12 protein-coding genes and 1 pseudogene are annotated in these 23,738 nt (G+C 67.2%); 9 read left to right on the top strand and 4 right to left on the bottom strand.

What is annotated here, in order from left to right:
- The first annotated feature begins 142 nt into the window (after positions 1-142).
- The 5 genes from pglX to OG589_RS24660 are packed head-to-tail and all read left to right on the top strand — an operon-like array spanning position 143 to position 13,741.
- Positions 143-3,889 (top strand): BREX-2 system adenine-specific DNA-methyltransferase PglX, encoded by a 3,747-nt coding sequence (gene pglX, locus OG589_RS24640; protein ID WP_405139932.1) that lies wholly within the window; start codon positions 143-145, stop codon positions 3,887-3,889.
- Positions 3,890-3,892: 3 nt separating this feature from the next.
- On the top strand, positions 3,893-7,597 hold the full coding sequence (locus OG589_RS24645) for a hypothetical protein (RefSeq protein ID WP_405139934.1): 3,705 nt from the start codon (positions 3,893-3,895) through the stop codon (positions 7,595-7,597).
- A complete protein-coding gene (gene pglZ / locus OG589_RS24650) occupies positions 7,594-10,317 on the top strand; it encodes a BREX-2 system phosphatase PglZ (protein WP_405139936.1) in 2,724 nt (907 codons plus the stop codon). Before OG589_RS24645 ends, pglZ begins: the two co-directional genes overlap by 4 nt.
- Complete coding sequence (brxD, locus tag OG589_RS24655; RefSeq protein WP_405139938.1) at positions 10,308-11,615, top strand: BREX system ATP-binding protein BrxD; 1,308 nt, start codon at positions 10,308-10,310, stop codon at positions 11,613-11,615. The genes pglZ and brxD overlap by 10 nt, the downstream gene beginning before the upstream one ends.
- On the top strand, positions 11,612-13,741 hold the full coding sequence (locus OG589_RS24660) for a DEAD/DEAH box helicase (protein WP_405139940.1): 2,130 nt from the start codon (positions 11,612-11,614) through the stop codon (positions 13,739-13,741). Before brxD ends, OG589_RS24660 begins: the two co-directional genes overlap by 4 nt.
- Here the strand turns inward: OG589_RS24660 and OG589_RS24665 are convergent.
- Together OG589_RS24665 and OG589_RS24670 are read right to left on the bottom strand one after the other, a co-directional pair.
- The gene (locus tag OG589_RS24665) at positions 13,731-15,293 is read right to left on the bottom strand and encodes a serine/threonine protein kinase (protein WP_405139941.1); all 1,563 of its coding nucleotides are present in this window, start codon (positions 15,291-15,293) and stop codon (positions 13,731-13,733) included. The genes OG589_RS24660 and OG589_RS24665 overlap by 11 nt on opposite strands.
- Positions 15,294-15,573: 280 nt before the next feature.
- The gene (locus OG589_RS24670; protein WP_405139943.1) at positions 15,574-17,460 is read right to left on the bottom strand and encodes a DNA/RNA helicase domain-containing protein; all 1,887 of its coding nucleotides are present in this window, start codon (positions 17,458-17,460) and stop codon (positions 15,574-15,576) included.
- 473 nt (positions 17,461-17,933) lie between these two features.
- Between OG589_RS24670 and OG589_RS24675 the strand changes: the two genes are divergently transcribed.
- The gene (locus OG589_RS24675; protein WP_405139945.1) at positions 17,934-19,946 is read left to right on the top strand and encodes a DUF2075 domain-containing protein; all 2,013 of its coding nucleotides are present in this window, start codon (positions 17,934-17,936) and stop codon (positions 19,944-19,946) included.
- Between the two features lie 65 nt (positions 19,947-20,011).
- Here the strand turns inward: OG589_RS24675 and OG589_RS24680 are convergent, their stop codons facing one another.
- Together OG589_RS24680 and OG589_RS24685 are read right to left on the bottom strand one after the other, a co-directional pair.
- Positions 20,012-21,103, bottom strand: a complete 1,092-nt coding sequence (locus OG589_RS24680; RefSeq protein ID WP_405152253.1) for a hypothetical protein — start codon at positions 21,101-21,103, stop codon at positions 20,012-20,014.
- Positions 21,104-21,193: 90 nt separating this feature from the next.
- Positions 21,194-21,712 (bottom strand): annotated as a pseudogene (locus OG589_RS24685) (helix-turn-helix transcriptional regulator); the annotation flags it as partial.
- Between OG589_RS24685 and OG589_RS24690 the strand changes: the two are divergent.
- The 3 genes from OG589_RS24690 (at position 21,606) to OG589_RS24700 (ending at position 23,556) form a co-directional block, all read left to right on the top strand.
- The gene (locus OG589_RS24690; protein WP_405139947.1) at positions 21,606-22,382 is read left to right on the top strand and encodes an ATP-binding protein; all 777 of its coding nucleotides are present in this window, start codon (positions 21,606-21,608) and stop codon (positions 22,380-22,382) included. The pseudogene OG589_RS24685 and the gene OG589_RS24690 sit on opposite strands and share 107 nt — an antisense overlap.
- A gap of 27 nt (positions 22,383-22,409) precedes the next feature.
- Positions 22,410-22,970: an NYN domain-containing protein gene (locus OG589_RS24695; protein ID WP_405139949.1), complete on the top strand. Its 561-nt coding sequence runs from the start codon at positions 22,410-22,412 to the stop codon at positions 22,968-22,970.
- A gap of 148 nt (positions 22,971-23,118) precedes the next feature.
- Positions 23,119-23,556 carry a hypothetical protein gene (locus tag OG589_RS24700; RefSeq protein ID WP_405139951.1) on the top strand — a complete coding sequence of 146 codons (438 nt, stop codon included), beginning with the start codon at positions 23,119-23,121 and terminating at the stop codon, positions 23,554-23,556.
- Positions 23,557-23,738: the final 182 nt, after the last annotated feature.

Consider the following 23,738-nt stretch of genomic DNA (forward strand, 5'->3'; position numbering starts at 1 on the left):
GTGGACAGCAGTAATCGAGGTGGCCCAAGCCTGATCGACCCCTGAATTTCGTTATGTAGTTGACAGCGTGCTGAAGGTAATAACTCTTTACCTATTTCTGGGATGATCTATAGGCGCGTGTGACTACGGAAGGGGTCGTCAGGTGTCGGTTGTCTCCGCCGAACTGTTACGGGATCTCCAGCGGCAGGCTCAACTCGTGGTGGCGGACCTGCGAGATCAGGCGCGGAGCGTGCCAGGGCTCAAGGCCCGGCTGGACGAGATGTACGGCACCGCCCGCGCCGCCAAGCGGACAGGGGAGGGCCCTACCGCCTGGCTGGACGACCAGTGTGAGCAGGCGGCTAGTTCCTGGGTGGTCGCCTGCGCGTTCATCCGGTTCTGCGAGGACAACGACCTGACCGGGCACCGCTGGATCGCCTCGCGCAATGCGGAAGGGCACGCGACAAGTGAGGCGGCCGACGCCGAAGAGGCATGGATCGCGGCCAACCCTCGGCTCAACGCTCGCGAGTGGCTCCGCGAGGCGTTCCGCTGGCTCCGCTCCACCCGAGCCGGGCATGCGCTCCTTCCCGACACCGACTTCGTCTGGTGGTGGGACATCTCGGCGGACCGCGCCGACGCGCTGATCGACGCCTTCCGGCGCCGCGACGAGGACGGCGTACGGCTCGTACACGACTTCCACAGTGAGAGCCTGGACACTCGCTTCCTGGGCGACCTCTACCAGGACCTTTCCGTGCATGTCCAGGAGAAGTACGCGCTGCTGCAGACCCCAGTCTTCGTGGAGGAGTTCATCCTCGACCAGACCCTCACCCCTGCTCTGGAACGATTCGACCTGGCGGAACTGAAGCTGATCGACCCCACCTGCGGGTCGGGACACTTCCTGCTCGGCGCGTTCGACCGACTGCTGGACGAGTGGCTCCGACTAGAGCCCGGCACCGACCCTCGGGTCCGGGTGCAGCACGCGCTGGACAGCGTGCACGGCGTGGACATCAACCCCGCCGCAACCGCGATCACCAAGTTCCGCCTGATGGTCGCCGCTCTCCGTGCTTGCCGGGCGACCCGCCTGGACGCTCTCGATACTCCAGAGCTGCGATTGAACGTCGGAACCGGCGACTCCCTCATCTACGGCGGCGGCGCGTCCGGCGGTCGGCAGACTGAGATCAACGTTGAGGGCATGCTTTGGGGCGATAAGCAAGACGAGGACGAGGCAGAAAAGGCCGATCCATTGGCCTACCACCTGTACGGATGGGAAGACCTCGACCAGTTCCCCTGCATCCTCGATTACGGCCGCTACCATGTCGTCGTCGGCAACCCGCCTTACATCCAGGTCAAGGATAAGGCGCTTAATCAGGCCTACCGAGATCGATACGGCTATTGCCATCGGAAATACGCATTGTCAGTTCCCTTCGCCGAGCTCTTCTTCCGCCTCGCGGTCAAAGACGACAGCGAGCCCGGTTATGTGGGACAGATAACCGCAAACTCCTTTATGAAGCGTGAATTCGGCAAAAAAATCATCGAGGAATTCTTTGCCATCAAGGTCGATCTCACGCACGTCATCGACACTTCAGGTGCCTACATCCCCGGCCACGGCACCCCCACTGTGATTTTGATCGGTAAGAACCGTGACCGAAACCGACCTACTACGGTCCGTGCCGTCCTAGGCGTCCGCGGTGAGCCTGCGCAGCCTGCCGATCCGAGTCGCGGCAAGGTTTGGCGCTCCATTGTCGAAAATGTTGACCTCGACCAGCGCGAACTTCCTTGTGGGACCGCTTATATCACTGTCACAGACCTGGATCGCGCCCGCCTCTCCGGCCACCCTTGGTCCCTCTCTGGCGGCGGCGCAGATACGCTCAAGGAGACCATCGAGTCTGCACGTGACCTCACGCTCGGCAGTCAGATCCTGAGAATCGGCTTCTACGGCGTCATGGGTACCGATGACGCGATGACCGCGCCTGCCAGGATATTCATTCGAGAGCACGTAGAGGGTGACTTTCACCAGCGACTCGTCCTCGGCGATGAGGTTCGGGACTTCGACACAAAGCCCGGCGGCCACGCTTTCCACCCCTACGACAACACAAAGTCACTCGTATCGCTTACAGACGACGCCCCACTTCACGCTCGCCGACTCTGGCCATTACGGACAGAACTCGGGAATCGCGCCACCTTCAGTAAGAGGACCTACTTCGCTGAGGGGCGCCCTTGGTATGAGTGGCACCAACTGCCGAAGGATGAGGGTGCACACACCTGGTCGATCGCGTTTGCGGAGGTAGCGACACACAACCACTTCGTTCTGGACAGGGGTGGGAAAGTCTTCAAGCAGACCGCACCGGTGATCAAACTGAAGGCGAAGGCGACAGAGGACGATCATCTGCGACTGTTGGGGCTACTCAACTCGTCCACGGCCTGCTTCTGGCTCAAAGAAGTCAGCCAGGACAAACCCAGCAATGGCGTCAAGCGCGGACTGGAATCTGAGAAATGGACCGTCCGGTTCCAGTATGGCTCTACGAAGGTCAGTGAATTTCCTCTCCCGACCGACTTTCCAGGGGAGCGGGCGCGACTCCTGGATGATCTGGCCCGGGAGCTGGCCTACGTCACACCGACAGCCTTGTGTGCGGGAGCCCTACCAACCAGGGATGCACTGAACTCCGCGCGCGACCGTTACGCGGAGATCCGGGCGCGGATGATCTCGGTGCAGGAGGAACTGGACTGGGAGGTCTACCGGCTCTACGGGATCCTGGAGGAGGACCTCACCTACGACGGGGACGACCTGCCGGGTCTGACGCTCGGGCAGCGGGCGTTCGAGATCGTGCTCGGCAGGCAGGTCGAGGCCGGGGAGACGGAGACCGCCTGGTTCGAGCGGCACCGCTCGACCATGCGCACCGACCTCCCGGCACACTGGCCCGAGGCGTACAAAGAGCTAGTCCGGCGGCGGATCGACTTCATCTCGAACAAGCCCCTGCTCCACCTGGTTGAGCGCCCGGAGTGCAAGCGGCGCTGGGCGGCGGAACCGTACGAGACTGCACGCGCGGCCGCACTGCGCGACTGGCTGCTGGACCGGCTCGAAGACCCGCGCCTCTGGAGCGACCGGAACGGGGACCCGCGGGCGCTGAGCGTGGCGCAGCTCGCCGACCTGGTCCGGCTCGACGAGGACTTCCGGCAGGTCCTCGACCTCTACGTCGGAACCCCCGACCACGACCTGACCGCGAGCCTGGCCGCTCTCCTCAAGGACGAGCAGGTTCCGTTCCTCGCCGCGTACCGCTACAAGGAGAGCGGACTGCGCAAGCGCGCCGAGTGGGAGCAAGTCTGGGAGCTCCAGCGGCAGGAGGACGCCTGGGAGGCGGCCCACGCGCGGCACCAGGAGCGGTGGCTGAAGGAGCAGATCCCGATCCCGGAGACGGGTCCCGGTTCCGAGGCAGAGCGACCGGCGCCGATCCGGGTACCGCCGAAGTACGGCTCTGCGGACTTCCTCCCGGGTTTCTGGCGGCACCGCGGCAAGCTCGACGTGGCCAAGGAGCGCTTCATCGGCTACCCCGGCGCGGAACGGGACGGTGACACCAGCCCGGTCTACGGCTGGGCGGGCTGGGACCACCTGCAACAGGCAACCGCCCTGGCGAACCTGGTCGCCGAGCGCGGCCTCACCGGCGAGCGGGTGATCCCGCTGCTGGCGGGCGTCGCCGAGCTGGAACCGTGGCTGCACCAGTGGCACAACGAGTATGACGCCGAGAACGGTGACGTGCCCGCGGAGTACTTCTCCGGCTGGCTGCGGGACCGGCTCGCCGAGCATGAGCTGACCCGGCAGGACCTGGCCACCTGGAGGCCGCCGGCGAGCGCTCGCGGCGCCAGAAGTAGAAAGAGCGCGAAGAACACCCAATCGACCGATGAGAAGGGGAACTGACGAATGGCGGCCTCTCCCGACGGAGCAACCCTGCTCAGGGACGTCATCGAGATCCCCGAATCGCTGAGCGCGAACGACTTCGTACTCAAGCTCAGTGACGGCGTCTCACGCATCACGGCAACCCTGGACAGCTATGTGGTCACCCCGCAGCTCGCGCAGAGCTTCGACCAGGCCCTCGGCTACATCCGGGGCACCCTGGAGAAGGGCGTCAGCGACGCCGTCTTCCTGCATGGTTCGTTCGGCTCCGGCAAGAGCCACTTCATGGCGGTGCTCAACGCGATCCTCCAGCACAACCCGGACGCCCGCGGGCTTCGCGGCCTAGAACCGGTGCTCGACAAGCACGACGGCTGGCTGGCCGGGAAGAAGCTCCTCTGCCTCAACTACCACCTGATGGGCGCCTCGACGGTGGAGGAGGCGGTGCTCGGCGGCTACGTCTCTCAGATCGCCCAGCTCCACCCGGACGCGTCGCTGCCCGAGGTGCACAGCACCGACCGGCTCTTCGCCGACGCCGACCGGATGCGTGCCCGCCAGGGTGACGAGATCTTCTTCCGGTCACTCGTCAGCCGGGCCGCCGGTGGCTGGGGCACCCTGAACACCTCGTGGGACGCCGCGTCCTACGATCGCGCCAGGTACGCTCCGGTGGGCGACGAGGCCCGTGGCACCCTGGTGACGGCTCTGGTCGATTCCTACTTCACCAGCTTCACCCGTGGCGCTGAGTACATTCCGCTGGAGGAAGGGCTGGAGGTGGTCAGCGGGCACGCGCGCCGGCTCGGCTACCAGGGCGTCGTCCTGTTCATCGACGAGCTCGTGCTCTGGCTCGCCTCCCGCAGCAACGACACGACGTTCGTGAACCGTGAAGGTCCCAAGCTCTCCAAGTTGGTGGAGTCGGCGTCCAGCAGGCGTCCGGTGCCGCTGATGTCGTTCGTCGCCAGGCAGCGGGACATCAAGGACTTCCTCGGCGCCAACTTCACCGGCGCGGAGAAGTACGCCACCGGCGAGACGTTCCGCTGGTGGGAGGACCGCTTCAACAAGATCGTTCTCGCCGACGGAAACCTCCCGTTGATCGTGGAACGGCGACTGCTCTCCCCCAAGCCCGGTGGTCGTGAGGCGCTGGACTCGGCATTCGCGCACGTGACGCGGGAGCCGAAGGTCTGGAACGTGCTGCTGGACGGACTCGACGACTCCTCCGACCAGGTGTCGTTCCGCCGGACCTACCCGTTCTCGCCGGCGTTGGTCTCCACCATGGTCGCCCTCTCCAGCCTCCTGCAGCGGGAGCGGACAGGTCTGCGGACCATGGCCGAACTGCTCCGCCGCGGTCGGGACGAGCTGAGAGTGGACGACCTGATCCCGGTCGGCGACGTCTACGACGTGCTGATGAGCGCGGGCATGGTGCCACTGACCGACGACATCGCGCAGCACTTCACCAACGCGCGCACCCTGTTCGAGGAGAAGCTGCTGCCGCGGCTGCTGGACCGGCACCGGCTCACCGCCGACCAGGCAGAGGGGCTGCCGCGCACCCATGCCTTCGTCAGCGACGCCCGGCTGGTGAAGACGGCGCTGCTCGCCGCGATCGCGCCGAACGTACCGGCGCTGCGCACGCTCACCGCGCAGAAGCTGGCCGCCCTGAACCATGGCACGATCAGGACCCGCCTGGCGGGCGAGGAGACCGGCAAGGTCCTGGCCCTCTTCAGGGCCCTCGGGCAGTCGGGGGTGAGCGAGATCCATCTCTCCGACGACCCAAAGAACCCACTGATCACGATCCAGCTCGCCGGTGTCGACTACGAGAGCGTGCTGGACCGGGTCCGCAACCAGGACACCACCGGCGAGCGCCGGCAACTCCTGCGTCGGCTGGTCTTCAGCTCGCTCGGCGCGTCGGCCCCCACCGACACGCTCGGCGGCGGATACACGCATTCGTTCGTCTGGCGCGGCAGCCGCCGCACGGTGGACCTCGTCTACGGCAACGCCCGCAACACCGACGAGCTGCCCGACTCCGCGCTGCTGGCCGAAGGCGACCGGTGGAAGCTCATCATCGACTTCCCGTTCGACGAGCAGAACTTCGGCCCCAACGACGACCTGGCCCGGATCGAGAACCTGGAGAGCCGCGGGGTGCGCAGCCGCACCGTCGTCTGGGTGCCCGCGTTCTTCACCAGTGAGCGGGAGAACGACCTCGGCGAGCTGGTCTGCCTGCGCTACCTGCTCGCCTCCGACGACCGGTTCGAGCAGAACGCCAACCATCTGTCCCCGCAGGACCGGTCGGCGGCGCGGGCGATCCTCACCAACCGGAAGACCATGTTTGAGGGCAAGCTCGCTCAGGTGCTCCAGCAGGCGTACGGCGCGGCCGAGCGCGAGGAGGCCGACATCGACTCCTCCCGCGGCCATCTGTCCTTCTACAAGTCACTCGATCCGCAACTCGACCTCGGAGCGCCGGTCGGCGCCAAGCTCGCGGACTGCCTGACACACCTGCTGGACCAGATGCTGTCCGCGCAGTATCCCGCGCATCCGCACTTCCCCTCCGAGGTGCGCCGCGGCGAGATCGCCACCGTGCTGGAGTACCTGGAGGCCGCGGCGGCCGACGAGCTCGGCCGGGTCCCGGTCGCGGCCAAGGACCGGGACGTACTGAAGAAGGTGGCCAACCCGCTGAAGCTCGGCGAGGCCCTGGAGAACGCATACCTGCTGACCAGCGACACCTTCCCGCTGCGGCGCCAGTTCACCCAGTTCGCCGCCCAGGACGGCCTTGAGCAGTCCATCGGGGTCGGCAAGCTGATCGCCTGGCTCGACCAGCCGCAGGCACGCGGTCTGGACGCGGCCGTCCGGGGCCTGGTCGTCGCGGCGTTCGCGCTGGCGCAGGACCGTGAGTGGTACCGCGGCGAAGAGGGACCGGTTCCCCGGCCGCCCGTGGACAAGATCGACGCATCCTACGAATTGCGCCTGCCGCGGCTGCCCGACGAGTCCGACTGGAAGGACGCCATCGGCCGTGCCGCCAAGGTCTTCGGGGTGGCGTCCAAGGATCGCCGGTCGGCCGCCACGGTCAACAGGCTCGCGGCAGCCGTTCGCGAGCAGGCCAGGACATTGCTGGAACCGGCACGGAAACTTGTCACGCTCCTGGAGACGCACCGCGACGATCTCGGCCTCACCGGGCACCGTGGCCCCGACGGGACCGTGGACCGACTGGGCCTCGCCAGGAACGCGGCCTCAGTGGTCACCTTGCTGAGCAGCGAGCCCGAAGCCTACGACCTGGTGACCAGCCTGGCCCGGGCCGCGCTCGACGCCGCGCCGGAGACCCTGGCCCGGTCGCTCCGGACGGCCCAGGTCACGGCGTTCGCGCTGGAACAGATGGACTGGGACCTGCTGCGCGCGGTCGACATTCGTTCGTCCTACGACCCGGCCGCCTCCGTCATCGTGAAACGACTCCGCGAGATCGCCGGCTACCAGGAGACGCAGTCGTCCCTCGGCCCGGCGCTCGCCGAAGCCAGGCGAGAGGCGCAGCAACTCCTGGCCAAGCTCGTCCCGGTCAACCCGAAACCGATCGTCACCCCTCCGGGCCGCACGGATCCGGGCCGCACGGATCCGCCCATCGCGGGCACGGTGACCGTGACCGGGGACACGATCAACGACGCGCTCAGCACGCTGAAGGCGCTCGCCGACGCACACCCCGAGGGACAGATCACCATCACCTGGCAGCTCGCGACAGGGGAAGCGCAGACGTGACCGAGACTCCCACGACCGGGCCGCGTCTCGCCGCCGCTACGCTGCCCGCGATCCGCGGCATCGTCAGCCGCGTCGCCATGTCCAGCCAGTCGAAACGGGTGATCGGCATCCACGCCCGCCCCGAGTGGGCCGGGGAGCCGTCGTTCCCCCTGGAGGGGGCTGCCGGCGAGACCACCGTCCAGGTCAGGGCCTGCCCGTCCGCGCTGTCCGTCCGGGAGGAACTCCTCGCACACCGGGGAAACCCCGGATACCTGGTGCTCCTCACCGACATGGACGCCGCCGACCTCGGGCTCGGGCTGCTCACCCATCTGGCGCGCGGCATGCTGATCCCGTTGAAGCCGTGGGACCTGCTCAAGCAGTCGTTCGCGGCGCGGACCATCGATCCGCTGCTGCTGGCGGAGGACTGGGCCGCCGCGGCCCTGTCCAGGTGGGAGCCGGCCGGTGCGGGCTGGCCGCCTGCGCCCGGCGGCGCGCTCACCCGTGAGCACGCGCTCGGGAACCTCTCCTCGGTGCTGTTCGGCGCCCGCCCGGACGGCGAGCCCTACCTCACCCCTGGACACCCGGACGCGACCGGGCTGCTCCGCTGGTCGCTCGACCCGGTGGCGATGGAGAGCTTCGCGGCGCTCCCCACCGAGGTAAGGGACGGACTAGCCGCTTGGCTGGGCGACGTCACCGGACCCGCCGGGGCTTGGACGCTGCGTGCCGCGACGGCCGGGCATGGGGGCGACGCGCTTCCGCTAGCGCTGGCCGCCGGGCTGTTGTGGCCGGAGGGCAAGACCAGCGTCCCGTCTATCGGCGAGGCGCGCGGCCTGCTCCGGGCCAGGCTGGGCGGCGCCGATCTGCCCGCCGAGCAGGCACGGACCTGGGCTCGCGCGGCCGAGGCGGCCATCGCTCAGCTGAGCCGGCCGGACAGCCTGCTCGAACGGGCCGAAGGACTGCTTCGCGCGTTCAACGCCGGGGCGGTCATCCCCCGTTCCACGCTGCTGCCCGGCGCCTACGCCATCCGGCTGCGCGAATTCGCGAAAGCCGTACGGAACGCGCTGCCCATCCCCGGACCGGCGGAGCTGGATCAAGCCGAGCAGGCCTACGCCCAGCTCGCGGCGCATGAACTGGCCCAGCGGGGGATGGGGCAGGAACGCCGGGCCGTGGTGGCTCAGATGGCGCTCAGATTGCTCCGATCGCTAGCGATTCCGGAGGAGCCCACGTCCACGCTCGCCGACGCCCTACATCACCAAGTCAAGATCGGCGCATACGCGGAGTGGGCGTTCGCGGATGTCTGGGGTGGTGACCCCGACGAGCAGGTGGGCAAGGTCTACCGGTCGCTGCTGGAGGCGGTGGCGGCCCGGCGCGACGCCCGGGACCGGGTTCTCGCCCGGCACCTGGCGACTGTGGTCGCCGCCGACTCACCGCCCGGCACGCTCGTACCGATCGAATCGGCGTTGCCGACCCTGGTCCGGCCGCTCGGCCGGTCGTTGTTGATCGTCCTGGACGGCATGTCGGCCGGAGTCCTCGCCGAACTGGCGGCCGAGCTCGTGGGCGGGCGGTGGATCGAGCTGATCGACTCCGCGGTAGGCCATCGACGGGTGCTGCTGCCCGCGCTACCGACCGTCACTGAGACCTGCCGGACCAGCCTGCTCACCGGGAAGCTGCGGACCGGTGGCCAGCACGAGGAGAAGTCCGGGTTCGCCGCCGCGGTAGGCGACCCGGCGGCTCGGCTCTTCCACAAGGACGAGCTGCGCGCCCCCGGCGGCCACGCCCTCCACCCGGAGGTGCGCGGAGCCCTGGAAGGCGAGGCCCGTGTGGTCGGCGTGGTTCTGAACACCATCGACGACGCTCTCGACAAGATGGACCCGGGTGGCACCACCTGGTCCCAGTCCCAGATCCAGCACCTGGAAGCGCTGGCCGAAGCGGCCAGGGCCACCGGCCGGACCCTGATCCTCACCAGTGACCACGGACATGTCGTCGAACGCGACAGCGTCCCGCTGACTGGCACCGGAGCCGGGTCGGCCCGCTGGCGACCCGCCGGCGAACCGATCACGGAAGGGGAGATCTCCATCGAGGGGCACCGCGTGCTGCTCGGCGGCGGCGCGGCCGTGCTGCCCTGGCGGGAGGAGCTCCGCTACACGGGTAAGCGTGCCGGATATCACGGCGGTGTGTCGGCTGCCGAGGTCGCCGTGCCGTTCGCGGTGTTCAGCGCGGCTCCGGTGGACGAGATCGCCGGCTGGCGACCCGCCCCCGCGCAGGAACCGGCTTGGTGGCACACCGCGGTCACGCTCACCGCGCCCCCCACCGCTCCCCGGAAGGTTCAGGGACAGCGGCTTTCGAAGCCTTCAGAGAACCAGGAGGAGTTGATCTCCTTCGAGGAACTGGCTGCGGCCGAGGCGCCGGTTCCGCGGCCCGCCACCGATCGGTTCCTCGATGAACTCCTCGCCACCCCGCTCTACACCCAGCAGCGGGAGAGCGCCGGGCGGACCGCCCCCGACGACGAGCGGGTCCGCAGCGTGCTGGCCGCGCTGCTGGCAGGCGGCGGGCGGCTGCACGAGGCGACGCTCTCCTCGGTCGCGCAGGTGCCCGCGACCCGGGTGCGAAGCGTGCTGGCCGCGGTCCGGCGGGTGCTCAGCGTCGACGGCTACGATCCGATCGGCTACGACCCGGACGGTGTCACCGTCGTGCTGGACGCGGACCTCCTCGCCGAGCAGTTCGGGGTCTCATGGCGGTAGGGAACGTCAGCGAACGTCGACGCCGCGAGGTCGTCGACGCTCTGCGGCGCGGCACCGTCCCGTCTGCCGGGCTGGACCTGCTCGCGGTGGGCCTGGACAGGTTCACCGTCGCACTAGACGACGAACTCGCCACCACGGCGCGAGGCGGCTCCGTCTTCAAGGCGGTCCGCGGGGAGTACGGCTCGGGCAAGACCTTCTTCGCCCGGTGGCTCGCCGAGCGGGCCAAGCAGGCCGGGCTGGCCGTCGCCGAGGTGCAGATCTCCGAGACCGAGACGCCGCTGCACCGGCTGGAGACCGTCTACCGGCGACTCTGCGAGAACCTGTCGACCGCGCAGTTCCCGCCGAGCGCGCTCCGTTCGGTGATCGACGCGTGGATGTTCACCCTGGAGGAGGACTCGCTCGCCGCCGGGGTGCCGGAGTCGGACCTGGACCTGGCCGTAGCGACCCTGCTGGAGAAGCGGCTGGCCGAGGTGAGCCGGTCCGCGCCCGCGTTCGCCGCCGCCCTCCGGGGCTACCGTGCGGCTCTGGCCGCCTCCGATCCGGTGACCGCGGAAGCCGTCCTGGCCTGGCTGGGCGGGCAACCGCACGTGGCCGCGTCCGCCAAACGAGCGGCGGGAGTCCGCGGCGACCTGGACCATTTCGGGGCGCTCGGCTTCCTGCAGGGGCTGCTGACCGTGCTGCGTGACTCGGGACACCAGGGGCTGCTACTGGTGCTCGACGAGGTGGAGACGTTGCAGCGGGTCCGGTCCGACGTGCGGGACAAGGCGCTGAACGCGCTCCGCCAGCTCATCGACGAAGTCGACTCGGGCCGATTCCCTGGGCTTTATGTACTTATCACCGGAACGCCAGCCTTCTTCGCCGAAGGTTCCCAGGGAGTCCAGCGGCTGGCGCCGCTCGCTGCCAGGCTGGCCACCGACTTCGACACCGACGCCCGGTTCGACAACCCGCGGGCGGTGCAGATCCGGCTGCCGGGGTTCAGCCACGATGGCCTGCTGGAACTGGGGACCCGGGTCAGGGACCTGTACGCCACCGGGGCATCTCCCCGGGTGACCTCGGTGGTGGACGACGCCTATCTGGCCGACCTCGCCCGAGCGGTCACGGGCTCGCTGGGCGGCAGGACCGGGGTCGCCCCCCGGCTCTTCCTGAAGAAGCTGGTCGGCGAGGTGCTCGACCGGGTGGACCAGTTCCCCGATTTCGACCCACGGGCCCACTACCGGCTCACCGTCGGCGCGAACGAGCTGACCGAGGTCGAGCAGAACGCGCTGTCGGTGGACGACATCTCGTTGGACCTGCCGTGAGTTCCTCCGAGCTCCATCCCGTGGTGTTGCACCACATCGTCAACACGCTCTCCTGGCCGGGGCTGCGCCCCCTCCAGGAGGGCGCGATCGCACCGGTGCTGGCCGGCGCGGACGCGCTGCTGCTCGCCCCGACAGCGGGCGGGAAGACCGAAGCGGCGATGTTCCCGTTGCTGTCCCGGATGGCCTCAGACCACTGGCGCGGCACCTCGGTCCTCTACCTCTGCCCGATCAAGGCGCTGCTGAACAACCTCCTCCCCCGGCTGGAGGGCTACACGGGCTGGCTCGGACGGAGTACGGCGCTCTGGCACGGTGACGTGACTTCTCCCCGGCGCAAGCAGATCCTGCGGGATCAACCCGACGTGCTGCTAACCACGCCGGAGTCGCTGGAGTCCATGCTGGTCAGCGTCAACGTCGACCACCGGCAGTTCTTCGCCGGGCTACGGGCCGTCGTCGTCGACGAGGTGCATGCCTTCGCCGGCGACGACCGAGGCTGGCACCTGCTCGCCGTACTGGAACGCCTCTCTCACCTGCTCGGCCGCCCGCTCCAGCGGATCGGCCTGTCTGCCACTGTGGGCAATCCGGGCGAGCTGCTGACCTGGCTGCAGGGAGCCGGCGCGGAAACCCGGCCCGCGCACGTGGTCGCACCCGACCTGCCCAACCAGGGGCAGGTGGAACCACTTGGAGAGAAGCAGTCCGTACCTCCTGGAGAGGTGCAACTGGATCACGTGGGGTCGGTGTCCAACGCCGCGAAAGTGATCGAGGCGCTGCACCGTGGCGAGAAACGGCTCGTCTTCTGTGACTCCAAGCAGCTTGTCGAGGAGCTGGGGCATGCCCTCAGCAGTCTGGGCGTCACCGTGTTCCTCTCGCACGCCTCCCTGTCCGCCGACGAGCGAAGACGCTCTGAGGAGGCGTTCGCACAAGCCCGGGATTGCGTCATCGTCTCGACCTCGACGCTGGAACTCGGCATCGACGTCGGAGATCTGGACCGGGTGATCCAGATCAACTCGCCGTTCAGCGTCGCGTCGTTCCTGCAGCGAATCGGGCGGACCGGACGCCGGGAGGGAAGCGTACGGAACTGCCTGTTCCTCACCCTGGACGAAGGGTCGCTGCTGCGTGCGGCGGCGCTGCTGCTGCTCTGGGGCCGCGGCTGGGTGGAGCCGGTCACACCGCCGCCCGAGCCCCGGCACATCGTGGCCCAGCAGGTGCTGGCGCTCTGCCTGCAGGAGCATCGGGTCGGAGATCGGATCTGGGCGCAGTGGTGGAACGGGCTGTGGCCGTTCGGCCCAGGCTCCGAACCCATCGTCGACCATCTGGTCGCGACGGGATTCCTGGACGGGGACTCCGGGATGCTGTTCATCGGCCCGGAAGCCGAGCGGCGGTTCGGATTCCGGCACTTCATGGAGATGACCTCCGTCTTCACCGCCGCCCCCGAGTTCACCGTGCTGCATGGGCGCAAGGAGATCGGACGGACCGATCCCGCGCTGCTCACCGAGGAGATCGAGGGACCGAGGCTGCTGCTGCTCGCCGGGCGGACCTGGAAGGTCAATTACATCGACTGGCGTCGGCGCCGCTGTTTCGCCGAACCTGCGGACGGCAAAGGTAAGGCCCGCTGGAACGGGCGCGGACTGGGCGGGCTCTCCTTCGCGCTCTGTCGAGCCATGCGCTCTGTGCTGCTGGGCGAGGACCCGCCGGTCCGGCTGAGCCGCCGAGCGCAGGAGCGACTCGCCGTCTTCCGTGAGGAAGGCCTGGAAACGGTCCACCCCGGTGGGAACGTCATCACCAGGGACGTCACCGGCGACGTCCGCTGGTGGACCTGGGCTGGGTCCAGGGTCAACGCGACACTCGCGGCGACCCTGTCCGAGATCACGGACATCGGTCAGCGCGCGGAGGAGGATTCCGTACGGCTCCGCGCGAACCTGACTCCGGAAGAGTGGCGGAAGGCGACCGCCGGGGCCACCGAGCGGCTCTGCCTCCCCGACGTGGACCCCAAGGCGTTGGCAGGGCTGAAGTTCGGCGCCGCGCTGCCCGAACGGCTGGCGGTCGCCACTCTCGCCGCGCGCCTGGCAGATCTGGAAGGAGCTCGGGAGGTACTCGAGGAACCCTCCCGCTGGTCGATCATTGGATAGGAGGGTGCAGATCCAGGTCGGCCAGAATCTCCGCGATCTGGTCCACACCGGGGTGACGCGGGCCGTAACGGCGCTCCAGGTCGGGCAGCAGGGCTGACAGTGTGCGGGCCGCCCCGGCCTTGTCGCCGGCGGCGAGCTCCAGCAGCCCGATCTCTCGGCGCAGCTCCAGGATGCGGTCCTCGTCAACGCCGAAATCATGCTCATCGTCCAGCAGATCACGGAGCTGACGCAGCGCGAGGCTGGTCTCCCCCACCTTCGCGTGGCAGGTCGCCTCCTGCAGCCTGCAGCGGAGCACCAGATCGTGGTCCTCCCCCTCACGCGCGGCAAGGTCCGCGGCGAGCTGATGGAACTCCGGAGCGGCCCTTCGGTAGTCACCCCCGAGGAAGAGCACGTTGGCCAGATCCAGCCGAAGACCGATCAGTTCGGGGTTGGCGTGGCCAAGAACCTGGACGGCGGGCTCGATCACCTCGGCGAGCACCGAGGCCGCCTGGCCGAACCGGGACTCCGACACCAGCTCCCGGGCATCAGCACGGGCATGTGAGATGTCGCTCTCACCGAGCTCGGTCCCGACAGGCCTAGGCGAAGCCGGTGCGCTGACGACCTCAGCCGCTGGCACGCGGGTGCGTTGTGCGATCCCCGCCACCACGGAGGCGTACATGAGAACCGGGGAAACGGTCGCGGCATTCACGAAATCCGGCAGAACGGGAAGGTCATGGCAGAACTCGGTCAGCCCAGCGAAAACCTCTCCGGCATTTTCGGGCCTGTCCTCGGGCTTCTTGGAGAGGAGCCGGAGAACAAGCTCCTCCAGTCGGACAGGGATCTCGGGCCGGAGTTGACGCAGGGGCCGCGGAGTCTCGTCGGTGTGTCCACGCATCACCGCGAGGGGCGTGGGCCCGGTGAACGGTAGCTGCCCGGTCAGCAGCTCGTACAGGACGACCCCGAGGGAATACAGGTCGGACTGCGGGGCGGTGACGGCATTGAACGCCTGCTCCGGGGCCATGTAGTCCGGGGTACCTGCCGTCACGCCGGTCTGGGTGATCCTCGTCAGACTCGACGCCTCGTACGCGCCGGCGACCCCGAAATCGAGCACCTTCACGGTTCCGTCCGGGCAGAGCATCAGGTTGCTGGGCTTGAGATCCCGGTGAACGAGCGATGCCGCGTGTGCGACCGACAGGACCGTGCACACCTGCGCACCGATGGCGGCGGCCCAGCCGACGGGGAACTGCTCCAGTTCGCCGAGCACAATGGAGACCGGGTGGCCGTCGATGAGCTGCATGACCATATAGAGTTCGTCGTCATAGGTCCCGTGGTCGTAAACGATCGGGACGCCAGGATGCTCCAGTCGGGCGGTGATCCGGGATTCGCGGACGAACCGCTTGGTCAGCTCCTCGTCTGGTTTGCCGTCCGGGAGCCGATCCACCCGGATGAACTTGACCGCGACCCGGCGGTCGAGGCGCATGTCATAGCCGCTGCGCACTTCGCCATAGCCTCCTCGGCCGATGGGAACCGCATCCAGCTCATATCGTCCATCGATGATCGTCCGGGTCGCCACGTTGATCCACCTTTCCCCACCTCTGCGGGGAAAAGTAACACGATCACCATTCTGTGCGCAGAAACAGCCGCCACGATGTTTGTTTCAGCAAGGACTTTCCGGGACCTAGCGACTTTCGCAATGAGTAGCGAACCGGACAAAATGCGGGCCTGCTGTTGGACGCCCGGCGTTCAGCACCGCCCATGCTTTCCACATCGGCACCAATGCGTGCAGAGATGCCAGCGTCTCCGCAGGACCGCCAATCCGAGGACTCTCCTGGTTCCGACGCTCGGCCAGCAGATCAGAGGGCAGCGGGCCGCTCGATGAGGTTCGCCAGGAAGTCCTGGGTCTCCCTGTCAACGGCGTAGATGGCGGTCCCGACCATGCCGCGGGTGAGCAGCACCTTGTAGGTGTTGCGGATCAGCCGATCGGCCTCCGCGTCGGTGACGCCCCGGGTGAGTGCGGGATCCTTGCTCGCGGACCGGACGGTGACCAGCTTCCCGTCACGGGCTACCAGGTCTGGCCCGATGATCACACCATTCCAGTCGTATTCGAAGCCCTGGGCCGTGTAGACGCAGCCGACCTGCTCGAACCCACCAGGCAGCGTCGCCCACAGCGCGCTCGCCGGTGCGTCACCCACGGCTCTGTCGCCGTTGACGTTCCACGGACGCGCCCAGTCTCCTATCTGGACATCAGGGACGAGCGTGTCGTCCTTGTTCGGCTTGCTCCACTTCCAGCAGAAGCCGGCGGTCATCCGCGCCGAGTAGCCGTCTTTCAGGCTCGCTCGCAGCAGCGCATCCAGCTCGTGGGGAGACTCGGCGAGCGTCACGTCGAAGTGATCGTCGCCAGTCCACAGCTCGGGGCCTCCACCCTTGAGTCCAAGGAGACGCGCCACCCACTCTTCGTACGCCCGGCTCCCACCGCAGCGGAACTGCGCATCGAGGGAGATCTCGTGAACGCGGAAACCCTGCGATGCGGCATGTTCCCTGATCTCCGCCGCCGTGCCGCGCTCGCCGGGACGCACGACCTGGTGCTCGTCCAGCAGGAACACCGGAACCCTGGCCGCCGCGATCAGCTCGTCCACCTGGGGCCGACCCGTGCGCAGCCTCGCAGGGGTGAATCGCGACGACGAGAGTTCCCGGATCCGGTGTGCCTCGTCGCAGATGAGCACCTCGAGGCCATTCCGCTCGGCCTGCATGAAGTCGTTGAAGTACTTGAACAAGCCCTTCACCTTGGAGGAACCCTTGCCGACGTAGTTGCGCATCGTCTGGGTGAACGACCGCGACCCCGTGGCGTGCAGGACCGCGCGATTCTGCCGGGAGAGCTCACCGAGCAGAGAGAGCGCGATCACGCTCTTGCCGCTGCCAGGTCCTCCGGTGACGATGACGACCTCCTTGGAGTCCGCCTTGCGCGCCCTCTCCAGCGCGTGCAGGACGATCTCGTACGCCAGGCGCTGTTCGGCGAGCAGGACGAACTGCTCCCTGTTCTTGATCTCCTCGGCTGCCACCTGGAGGAGCTGCTTGGACGGACGCACCGCACTGCGGAGCAGCCGGTCGGCGACGTGGGCGCCCGACTGTGCGGCGAACTGGTCGCGGAGGTAATCGAGGAAGTCACCGCGCCTCGACTTGGTGAACATCCGGGTGCGCCCGTCACGGACAAGGCCGTAGAGGTCCTGAACGTCGAGGTCTGCGGCATTGTGGAGGTAGGCCACACCGCGCACGGCGTGCGGGTATTCGGCCAGAGCGCCTACGAAATCGGCCATGTAGTCGCAGTAACCCTGGACCTGAAGCACCGGATGAAGCCGGGGTCCTCCGCGGACACCCTCTGGGAGAACGAGTTGCTGGTCCTCCTCGAAAACGTCGGCCCGGCTCCACTGCTTCAGTTCGACCACGACGTAGGCGTCACCGCCTGTGCGGCGATCGACTCCGGCGAGCACCACGTCGGCTCGCTTACTGGTCAGCGGGAGCTGGTATTCGACCATCATCTCCACGCCGCCGAGCCCCGCGTCGACCAGGTCGTGGGCGAGCACTGGAAGGCTCCGGTCCCACGATCTCTGCTCGGAAACCGACGGGTTGAGGCCTGCGGTGATCCTCAGATGATCAGCGATGATCTCGCTCAGCCGCCGTTCGGGAAGCGACTCTGAAGCCAGCTTGGCCAGACTCTCGGCCGAGTGCCGAAACGCCGTCACGGACCTACCCCCACGCAGCACGAAGACTCGTGCGGTATGGGGGCGTGTCCGCGATCATCAGACCAGCGGAAGCCCGTCGGGCCGCATCACATTTGTGCCAGGCAGGCTACAGCGATCAACCGACAGAATCCGACCTACGCGAGTCATGCCCACCTCGCAATCACGGAGCGCAGATCGTCCGCAGCGTGGAGCGCGTCCGCTGATCAGCTTCCGCATCGGGTGGCGTCCGGCAAATTTCGTGCATCCAATTCACATGCACAAGTCATAGGGCGCACACGGCTTCCTGATGTCCGCCACAGTGCCGAGTTCGCCGGGCCGCACGACCTGGTGCTCGTCCGACAGGAAGAGGGGCGCGGCGGACGCGACCCAAGATCCACCTCGCAGTCACTCGCGCACCCCTGCGGAGGCCAAGATCTCATGAAATGTCACAATCTGGCAGGCTATGGGAGCAAGGCCACGCCATCAGGAGCGAAATGGGTTCACGCTATCTGCTCGCCATGTCAGCAGCTCAACTGAAGGAACGACTTTCCAGGGACCGGGAAGGTCTCATCGCTGAGATGGCCAAACGGGCAGCTCGGGGCTTCAACACCAGCGTGGAGGCCGGGGAGAGGACGTCATGGCGCGGGAGCATCCCCGCCGTTGTGGATCTGCTGATCCAAGCGGGGCTTGGCGAGATCATCACCGTGCTCGAGATGAGCAACCTGTCGAGTGATCGCCGTGTCGACATGGTTCTTGTTGGCTCGCATCCGGCCGACGGGGAGCTGTCCGTCGTATTGATCGAAAACAAGCAGTGGCAGTGGGCGAGGATGAACCGTGCAACCGGCCGGGTGATCCACCCCGGAGGTTATGCCGACGTGCAGCATCCCGTCCAGCAGATATGGGCCTACGGGGAATCGATGCGTCGGCACATGTCCCTGCTCAACAGCGCCCACATGTACCATGTGGTCAACCTTCACAACGCGGAGCGGGCCGCCGTTGAGAAAATTCTCCCTCCGGTTGAGCCACTGCCGGAGGAATGCGACGACTCTGTGCGAGTCTTCACCGGCGACGCTTCCGGCCGCTCGGACTTCGTTTCCTTTCTATCCACTGTCCTCTCCGCTGATCGAGCCAGCGAGCACCTGCGGGACATCAACGAGGCACGCGTCACTCCCAACGAGGATTTGATGCGGGCCGTGGACCGCACCGTACGGGCCCGATCCATCTTCGTTCTCCTGGACGAGCAACAAGATGCCGTCAACCAGGTCATCAGGGCTGTCCGTGAAGCCGGATCCGCCAGCAACAAGCATGTCTTCATAATCCGCGGTGGACCCGGGACAGGGAAGAGCGTTCTCGCCTTGGAACTCCTGGGCAAACTTAACCGCCTTGGCTACCAGGCAGTCCACGCCTCGGGGAGCACCGCTTTCGCCGGCGCCCTACGCAAGCATCTGACGGGTCCCCGGAGGAAGGTCGAGGACACTTTCACGTACTTCAACCAGCACGGCCGGCGCGACAGAAACGAACTTCACGCACTTATTATCGACGAGGCTCACCGACTCCGGCCCACATCAAGCAACTTCCGCACGAAGCCCGAAGACAGGACCAACGTACCCCAGGCATACGAACTCATCGAGGCGGCCCGCGTTCCCGTCTTTTTGCTAGATCCATACCAGGTCATCCGGGCGGAAGAAGTTGGCACGATCGAGGCGATCCGTCAGGCCGCGCATGATTGCGGCGTCTTACCTGAGAACGTTCACGAAATCATGCTGGGGAGCCAGTTTCGCCACAGTAGATGTCCTGAATATATCGACTGGGTCGAACAACTTTTCGGCCAGCATGGCGGCCCACCTGTGCCGTGGAACCAAAACGAGGACTTCGAGGTTCTACTGGCCCAGTCACCCCATGGGATGGAGGATTATCTCCGCGCGCGTACCGCCATGGGGCACACCGCTCGCATCACCGCAGGCTATTGCTGGAAATGGCCTGTAGAATCTGCGGAGACGGACCGAATGGGCAACCTCATCAATTCGGTGGTGATCGATGACTGGCGCCGACCATGGAATGCCAGAAGAGAATACTCTCGTAAAAGGATACCCGGCCCGGCATCGTGGGCGACGTACGATACAGGCTTCGAGCAGATCGGCTGTGTCTATACGGCGCAAAGCTTCGAGTGGGACTATGCCGGTTTGATCATCGGCACCGATTTCACCTGGCGCAACAGCCGATGGATGGCGACGAAGAACAAAGATCGGGCGACCTCGAATGTGGCGCAGGACCGTCTGCACGAAGTGATTCGAAACACCTACCGGACCCTCGCCACTCGCGGCCTGCACGGCATCGTCCTGTACGCCGTGGATCATGAAACTCAGCGAATGCTCACCGATCTGGGAATTCCAGACGTCCAGAACAAGCTGCAACAGGTTTTGAGCAGTTCAGAATACCTTCGCCTTCGGTCGTCACCGCATGTGGATCTCCGACTACCACAGCCCACGGAAGGCCAAATATTTTAGGTAGCATCCTGCCGCCCCTACCGACTTACAGATCACTAGTAGATGAACGCCACAAAAGCCGACGCTCATTCGACCAGTTCGGCTCGCAGGTGGTCGCGAAACTCTCGGACCGCTACCGTGCCGCCATAGGGTCCAAGGCGGTCTGCTAAGCCGGTGATGAACTCCACCGAGCGAGCCGAGCTCAACGTCTTGGCCATCGCGATCGCGGCCCGGGCGGAGTCCAGGGCCTGCTCCAGCTCCCCCATTCTGAGGTAGGCGTCGGCGGCGTGCACTCTGTTGAACTGCGCGGAGCGCGGGAGGCGGTTCCGGAACTCGTTCACCGCGGCTTCAGCACAGGCCGCCGCGCGCTGGTGCTCACCGAGCAGACCCCAGGACTGTCCGGCCTCCGCGTTCAGCTCTGCCAGTTCATGCAAGGCGATCCAGGACGGATCACGGTCGCTGTGCCCCTGCTCGTAGGCGCGTTCTGCTTCACCGAGCAGCCGTTCTACCTGCTTGGCACTGTGCTTGTCCCCCGACTCCCCGGGTTTGGCGTTCAACGCCGTCGCCCATGCTTCCCTGACGGCCATCAAGGCCATCACACGCGGCGACGCCTGCGCTTGCCGAGCAGCGTCTGCGGCGGAGCGGGCGAGCCGTAGGGCCCAGACGGGCTGGTCGATATGGATCGCTTGCCGGGTCATCGCGGTAAGGATCCAGGCGGCCACCAAGGGAGCGTCGGCCGCTTTGGCGAACCTCAGGGCTTGACCGAAGTGCTGCTGAGCCTGGCCGTGGATGCTCATGTCGAATGCCGTCCAACCGGCCATCCTGCTCATGCCGGCCGCTGCGCTCAGCAGTTCGGCGCCGACCTTGTCGTCGTAGCGGCCGTGGAGCAGTGGGGTGACGTTGCTGTTGAGGTAGCGCAGGACCACCGGGCGGACCAGGCCCGCGCCGAACTGGTGGTCCATCTGGCTGAACGCCTGGCGGGCCTCGTTGACGCGGGTGACGTCCGCCATGCCGACCGCCCGCCCGGAACCGGCGTGACCGGTGGACGCGGCCGGACTGTCGTAGGTCCAGGATGTCAGCCACTCCCCCAGCGCAGCGGGAACGAACGGCAGCGTGGCCAGCAGGTGACGGCGGGACGGATCCATCTCGAACCTCCACAGAAGGTCGGCCGACTTCACCGTAGCCTCCAGCGAGCCGCCCCCACAGTCCACCAGCGGCCAGCAAGGTGTCTCCACGAAGGCCCACCCCTCGACCCACCGTTCCACGTCTATCGCCGCGACTCCGAACACGGCCGCCATCCGCGCCCGGTGCCGCGCACGTACCCCCTGCTCACCCCGCTCCCACCGAGCCCACGTCGTCGGCGACACCCCGACCGCCTCCGCCGCCGCCTCCTGGCTGAGCCCCTTGCGCCGCCGTGCTCTGACCAGCTCAGGACGGCCCGCCTCACGCTCCCGCGCCCCCATGACCACTCCATCGGTAATCGTGCGATCACTTCCTGTGACGACGATTACACCCCGGCCGCGCGCACGCCAAGCCCTTCCGGGCAAACGACCAGAGATCGACCACCTCCGGTGCCGCCCTCCCCCGCTCCCGGCCAACGAGCAGGCAGCCACGTTCATTCGGCCCGCCCGTTGACCTTTCCTGCTGTCCACCGCCACCGACAGCGAACGGAGCCCCCTCATGCCACCCGCCGACAGCACCTCCCAGGAACCCGAGGACCACACACCCGACCCCCAGGGCCGGCCGGAACACCCGGACCAGGAGCCTTCTGCGGACGACCGCGACATCCGCGTGCTGGTGCGGATCCTTCCGTACGGCTCGGCCGCGCGCCGCGCCCGTACCGTCATCCGTGACGTGCTTCAGCAGGCCGGCCTGGCCCGGGACGCCGTCATCGACGCCGAGATCATCGTCGGTGAACTGGCCGCGAACGCCGAGCGGCACGCCCGGCAACCGTACGAGCTACGCGTCTTCCACATCGGCGGGGTCCCCACGTGGTGCGAGGTCGTCGACGGCGACCCGGAGCCAGAGAAGATCCGCCACGCCTTCCAGCGACTGTCCACGCTGCCGGAGCCGGATCTGTCACTACTCGCCGAGAATGGCCGCGGCCTGCTGATGACCTACGAGCTGTCCCAGGGCCACTGCCAGGCGTACCGGACGACCACGATCACCACTGACGCCCCCGCCAAGGCCGTCGCTTTCGCGCTCCCCAACTGCTCGGGCCACCGCGCGCCGCTCCACTCGCTGCCGGATCTGCGCCCTGGACTCGCGCGACTTCGCCAGTGGGCGCAACACCCCCGCTGCCGGGCACACAGAAGTCAGCGCCTGGCCCGGATTGATGTCCTACACCCCGTTCTTCCTGTTGGGTCTGGAGTTCCGTCGGCCGTTCAGCAGGCAGGTCTCGACAGGGTGACGAGGGCTCTGGAATTCCTTTGTGCATCGAGTTCACATGTGCTGTAATCAATTTAGACGCACACCATTGCACTCGTGGAAAGGGCTTTGATCGTGATCACCCCCGTCACGCACCTGGACGAGTTCCGCACCCGCGCCTCGCGGCCGAGGAGCCGCCGTTCCCGTCGTTTGGAGCACCAGGAGTCGCTGCGGCATGGCCGGGCCATGCACCTGCTCGACATCGAGAATCTCGTGGGCTCGACCCGTCCCACGACCTCCGAGGTCGAGGAGGTGATGATGGTCTACGAGGCGCTCGTGCCCATAGGAGCGATGGACCACTACGTCGTGGCGGTGAACCACACGGCCCTCGTGGCTGTGGGGATCGCGTTCCACGGAGTGCGACTGCTCGCGCGTTCCGGTCCCGACGGCGCCGACAGCGCCCTGGTCGAGTCGGCGTACGAGGACCGCATCGACCGGCGGTTCGAGCGCGTGGTCATCGGGTCCGGAGACGGCTACTTCACCGAGCTCGCCGGCTCGCTGACGGCGACCGGCCTGCACGTGACGGTCGTCTCCCGCCGCGGCTCGCTCAGCCGTCACCTGGCCGCCGTCGTCCCCGACGTCATCTGCCTCGAACCGCCCGCAATGCACGCCGCCTGAGAACCGTCCAGTGGGTGTCGCCCGGAGTTCGAGCGACACCCACTGTTGCAAATCCACAACAAGACGCTTCCGGCTCCTGCTCACGCAGCCGATCCGCGCAGCCTGCGCGTCCTGCGACGTCCCGATGAAGTGAACTGGAGTGTGCACCGTGGCGGAAGACGACCTGCACTACCGGCCCTCAACCCAGGAACTGGGCTGGCTGAAGGGTCTCCGGCCCCAGTCGTGCCTGGTGGTCGGTGAACCAGCGCCCGGATCCCGGGACGCACTCAAGGCACTCGCCCCGGACGTCCGGAACATCCGGAACAACCCGAAAACCAGGGGGCTTCACCGGGGCACGTACGCGGTCTTGAGCGAAGGCACCTGGCACGCGATAGTGGTCTTCGTGGCGCAGGCCTCAGGCTCGGCGGAGAGCGCCCGACGCCGATACCTGGAGGACGGTCACCTGCTGGACGCCTGGGCCGTCCAGCAGCAGAAGTGGGAGGGCGCACCTCGGCTCGCAGGCGACCCCCGGTTCAGCATCGGCGACATGGTCCAGCCCGATGTCCCGCTTGGTGATAGGTGTCATGATGCCCATCCAAATGCTTGATTCGGGAGAATGGGGCCGTTTGGGTCTACCCGCGCACACCTACCTGGCCAAGGGCGCGGGCCGTACTAGGCTCGGTAGCAGATGACCGCTCACCGAACCTCCTCGGCCGGGTCCGCCGGTGCGGGTGCCGGCGTTGCGGCGTGGGGTCCGGCCGCGGGGGCCGGGCAGGCGCCGGTCTTTCA

It is taken from the genome of Sphaerisporangium sp. NBC_01403, assembly GCF_045040145.1.
In the GTDB taxonomy this organism is placed as follows: Bacteria; Actinomycetota; Actinomycetes; order Streptosporangiales; family Streptosporangiaceae; genus Sphaerisporangium; species Sphaerisporangium viridialbum.

Bases quoted from the DNA above. Each gene is read 5' to 3' on its own strand.
- brxD (WP_405139938.1), top strand. From the start codon at position 10,308: ATGGCGGTAGGGAACGTCAGCGAACGTCGACGCCGCGAGGTCGTCGAC.
- OG589_RS24645 (WP_405139934.1), top strand. From the start codon at position 3,893: ATGGCGGCCTCTCCCGACGGAGCAACCCTGCTCAGGGACGTCATCGAG.
- OG589_RS24675 (WP_405139945.1), top strand. From the start codon at position 17,934: ATGGGTTCACGCTATCTGCTCGCCATGTCAGCAGCTCAACTGAAGGAA.
- OG589_RS24690 (WP_405139947.1), top strand. From the start codon at position 21,606: ATGCCACCCGCCGACAGCACCTCCCAGGAACCCGAGGACCACACACCC.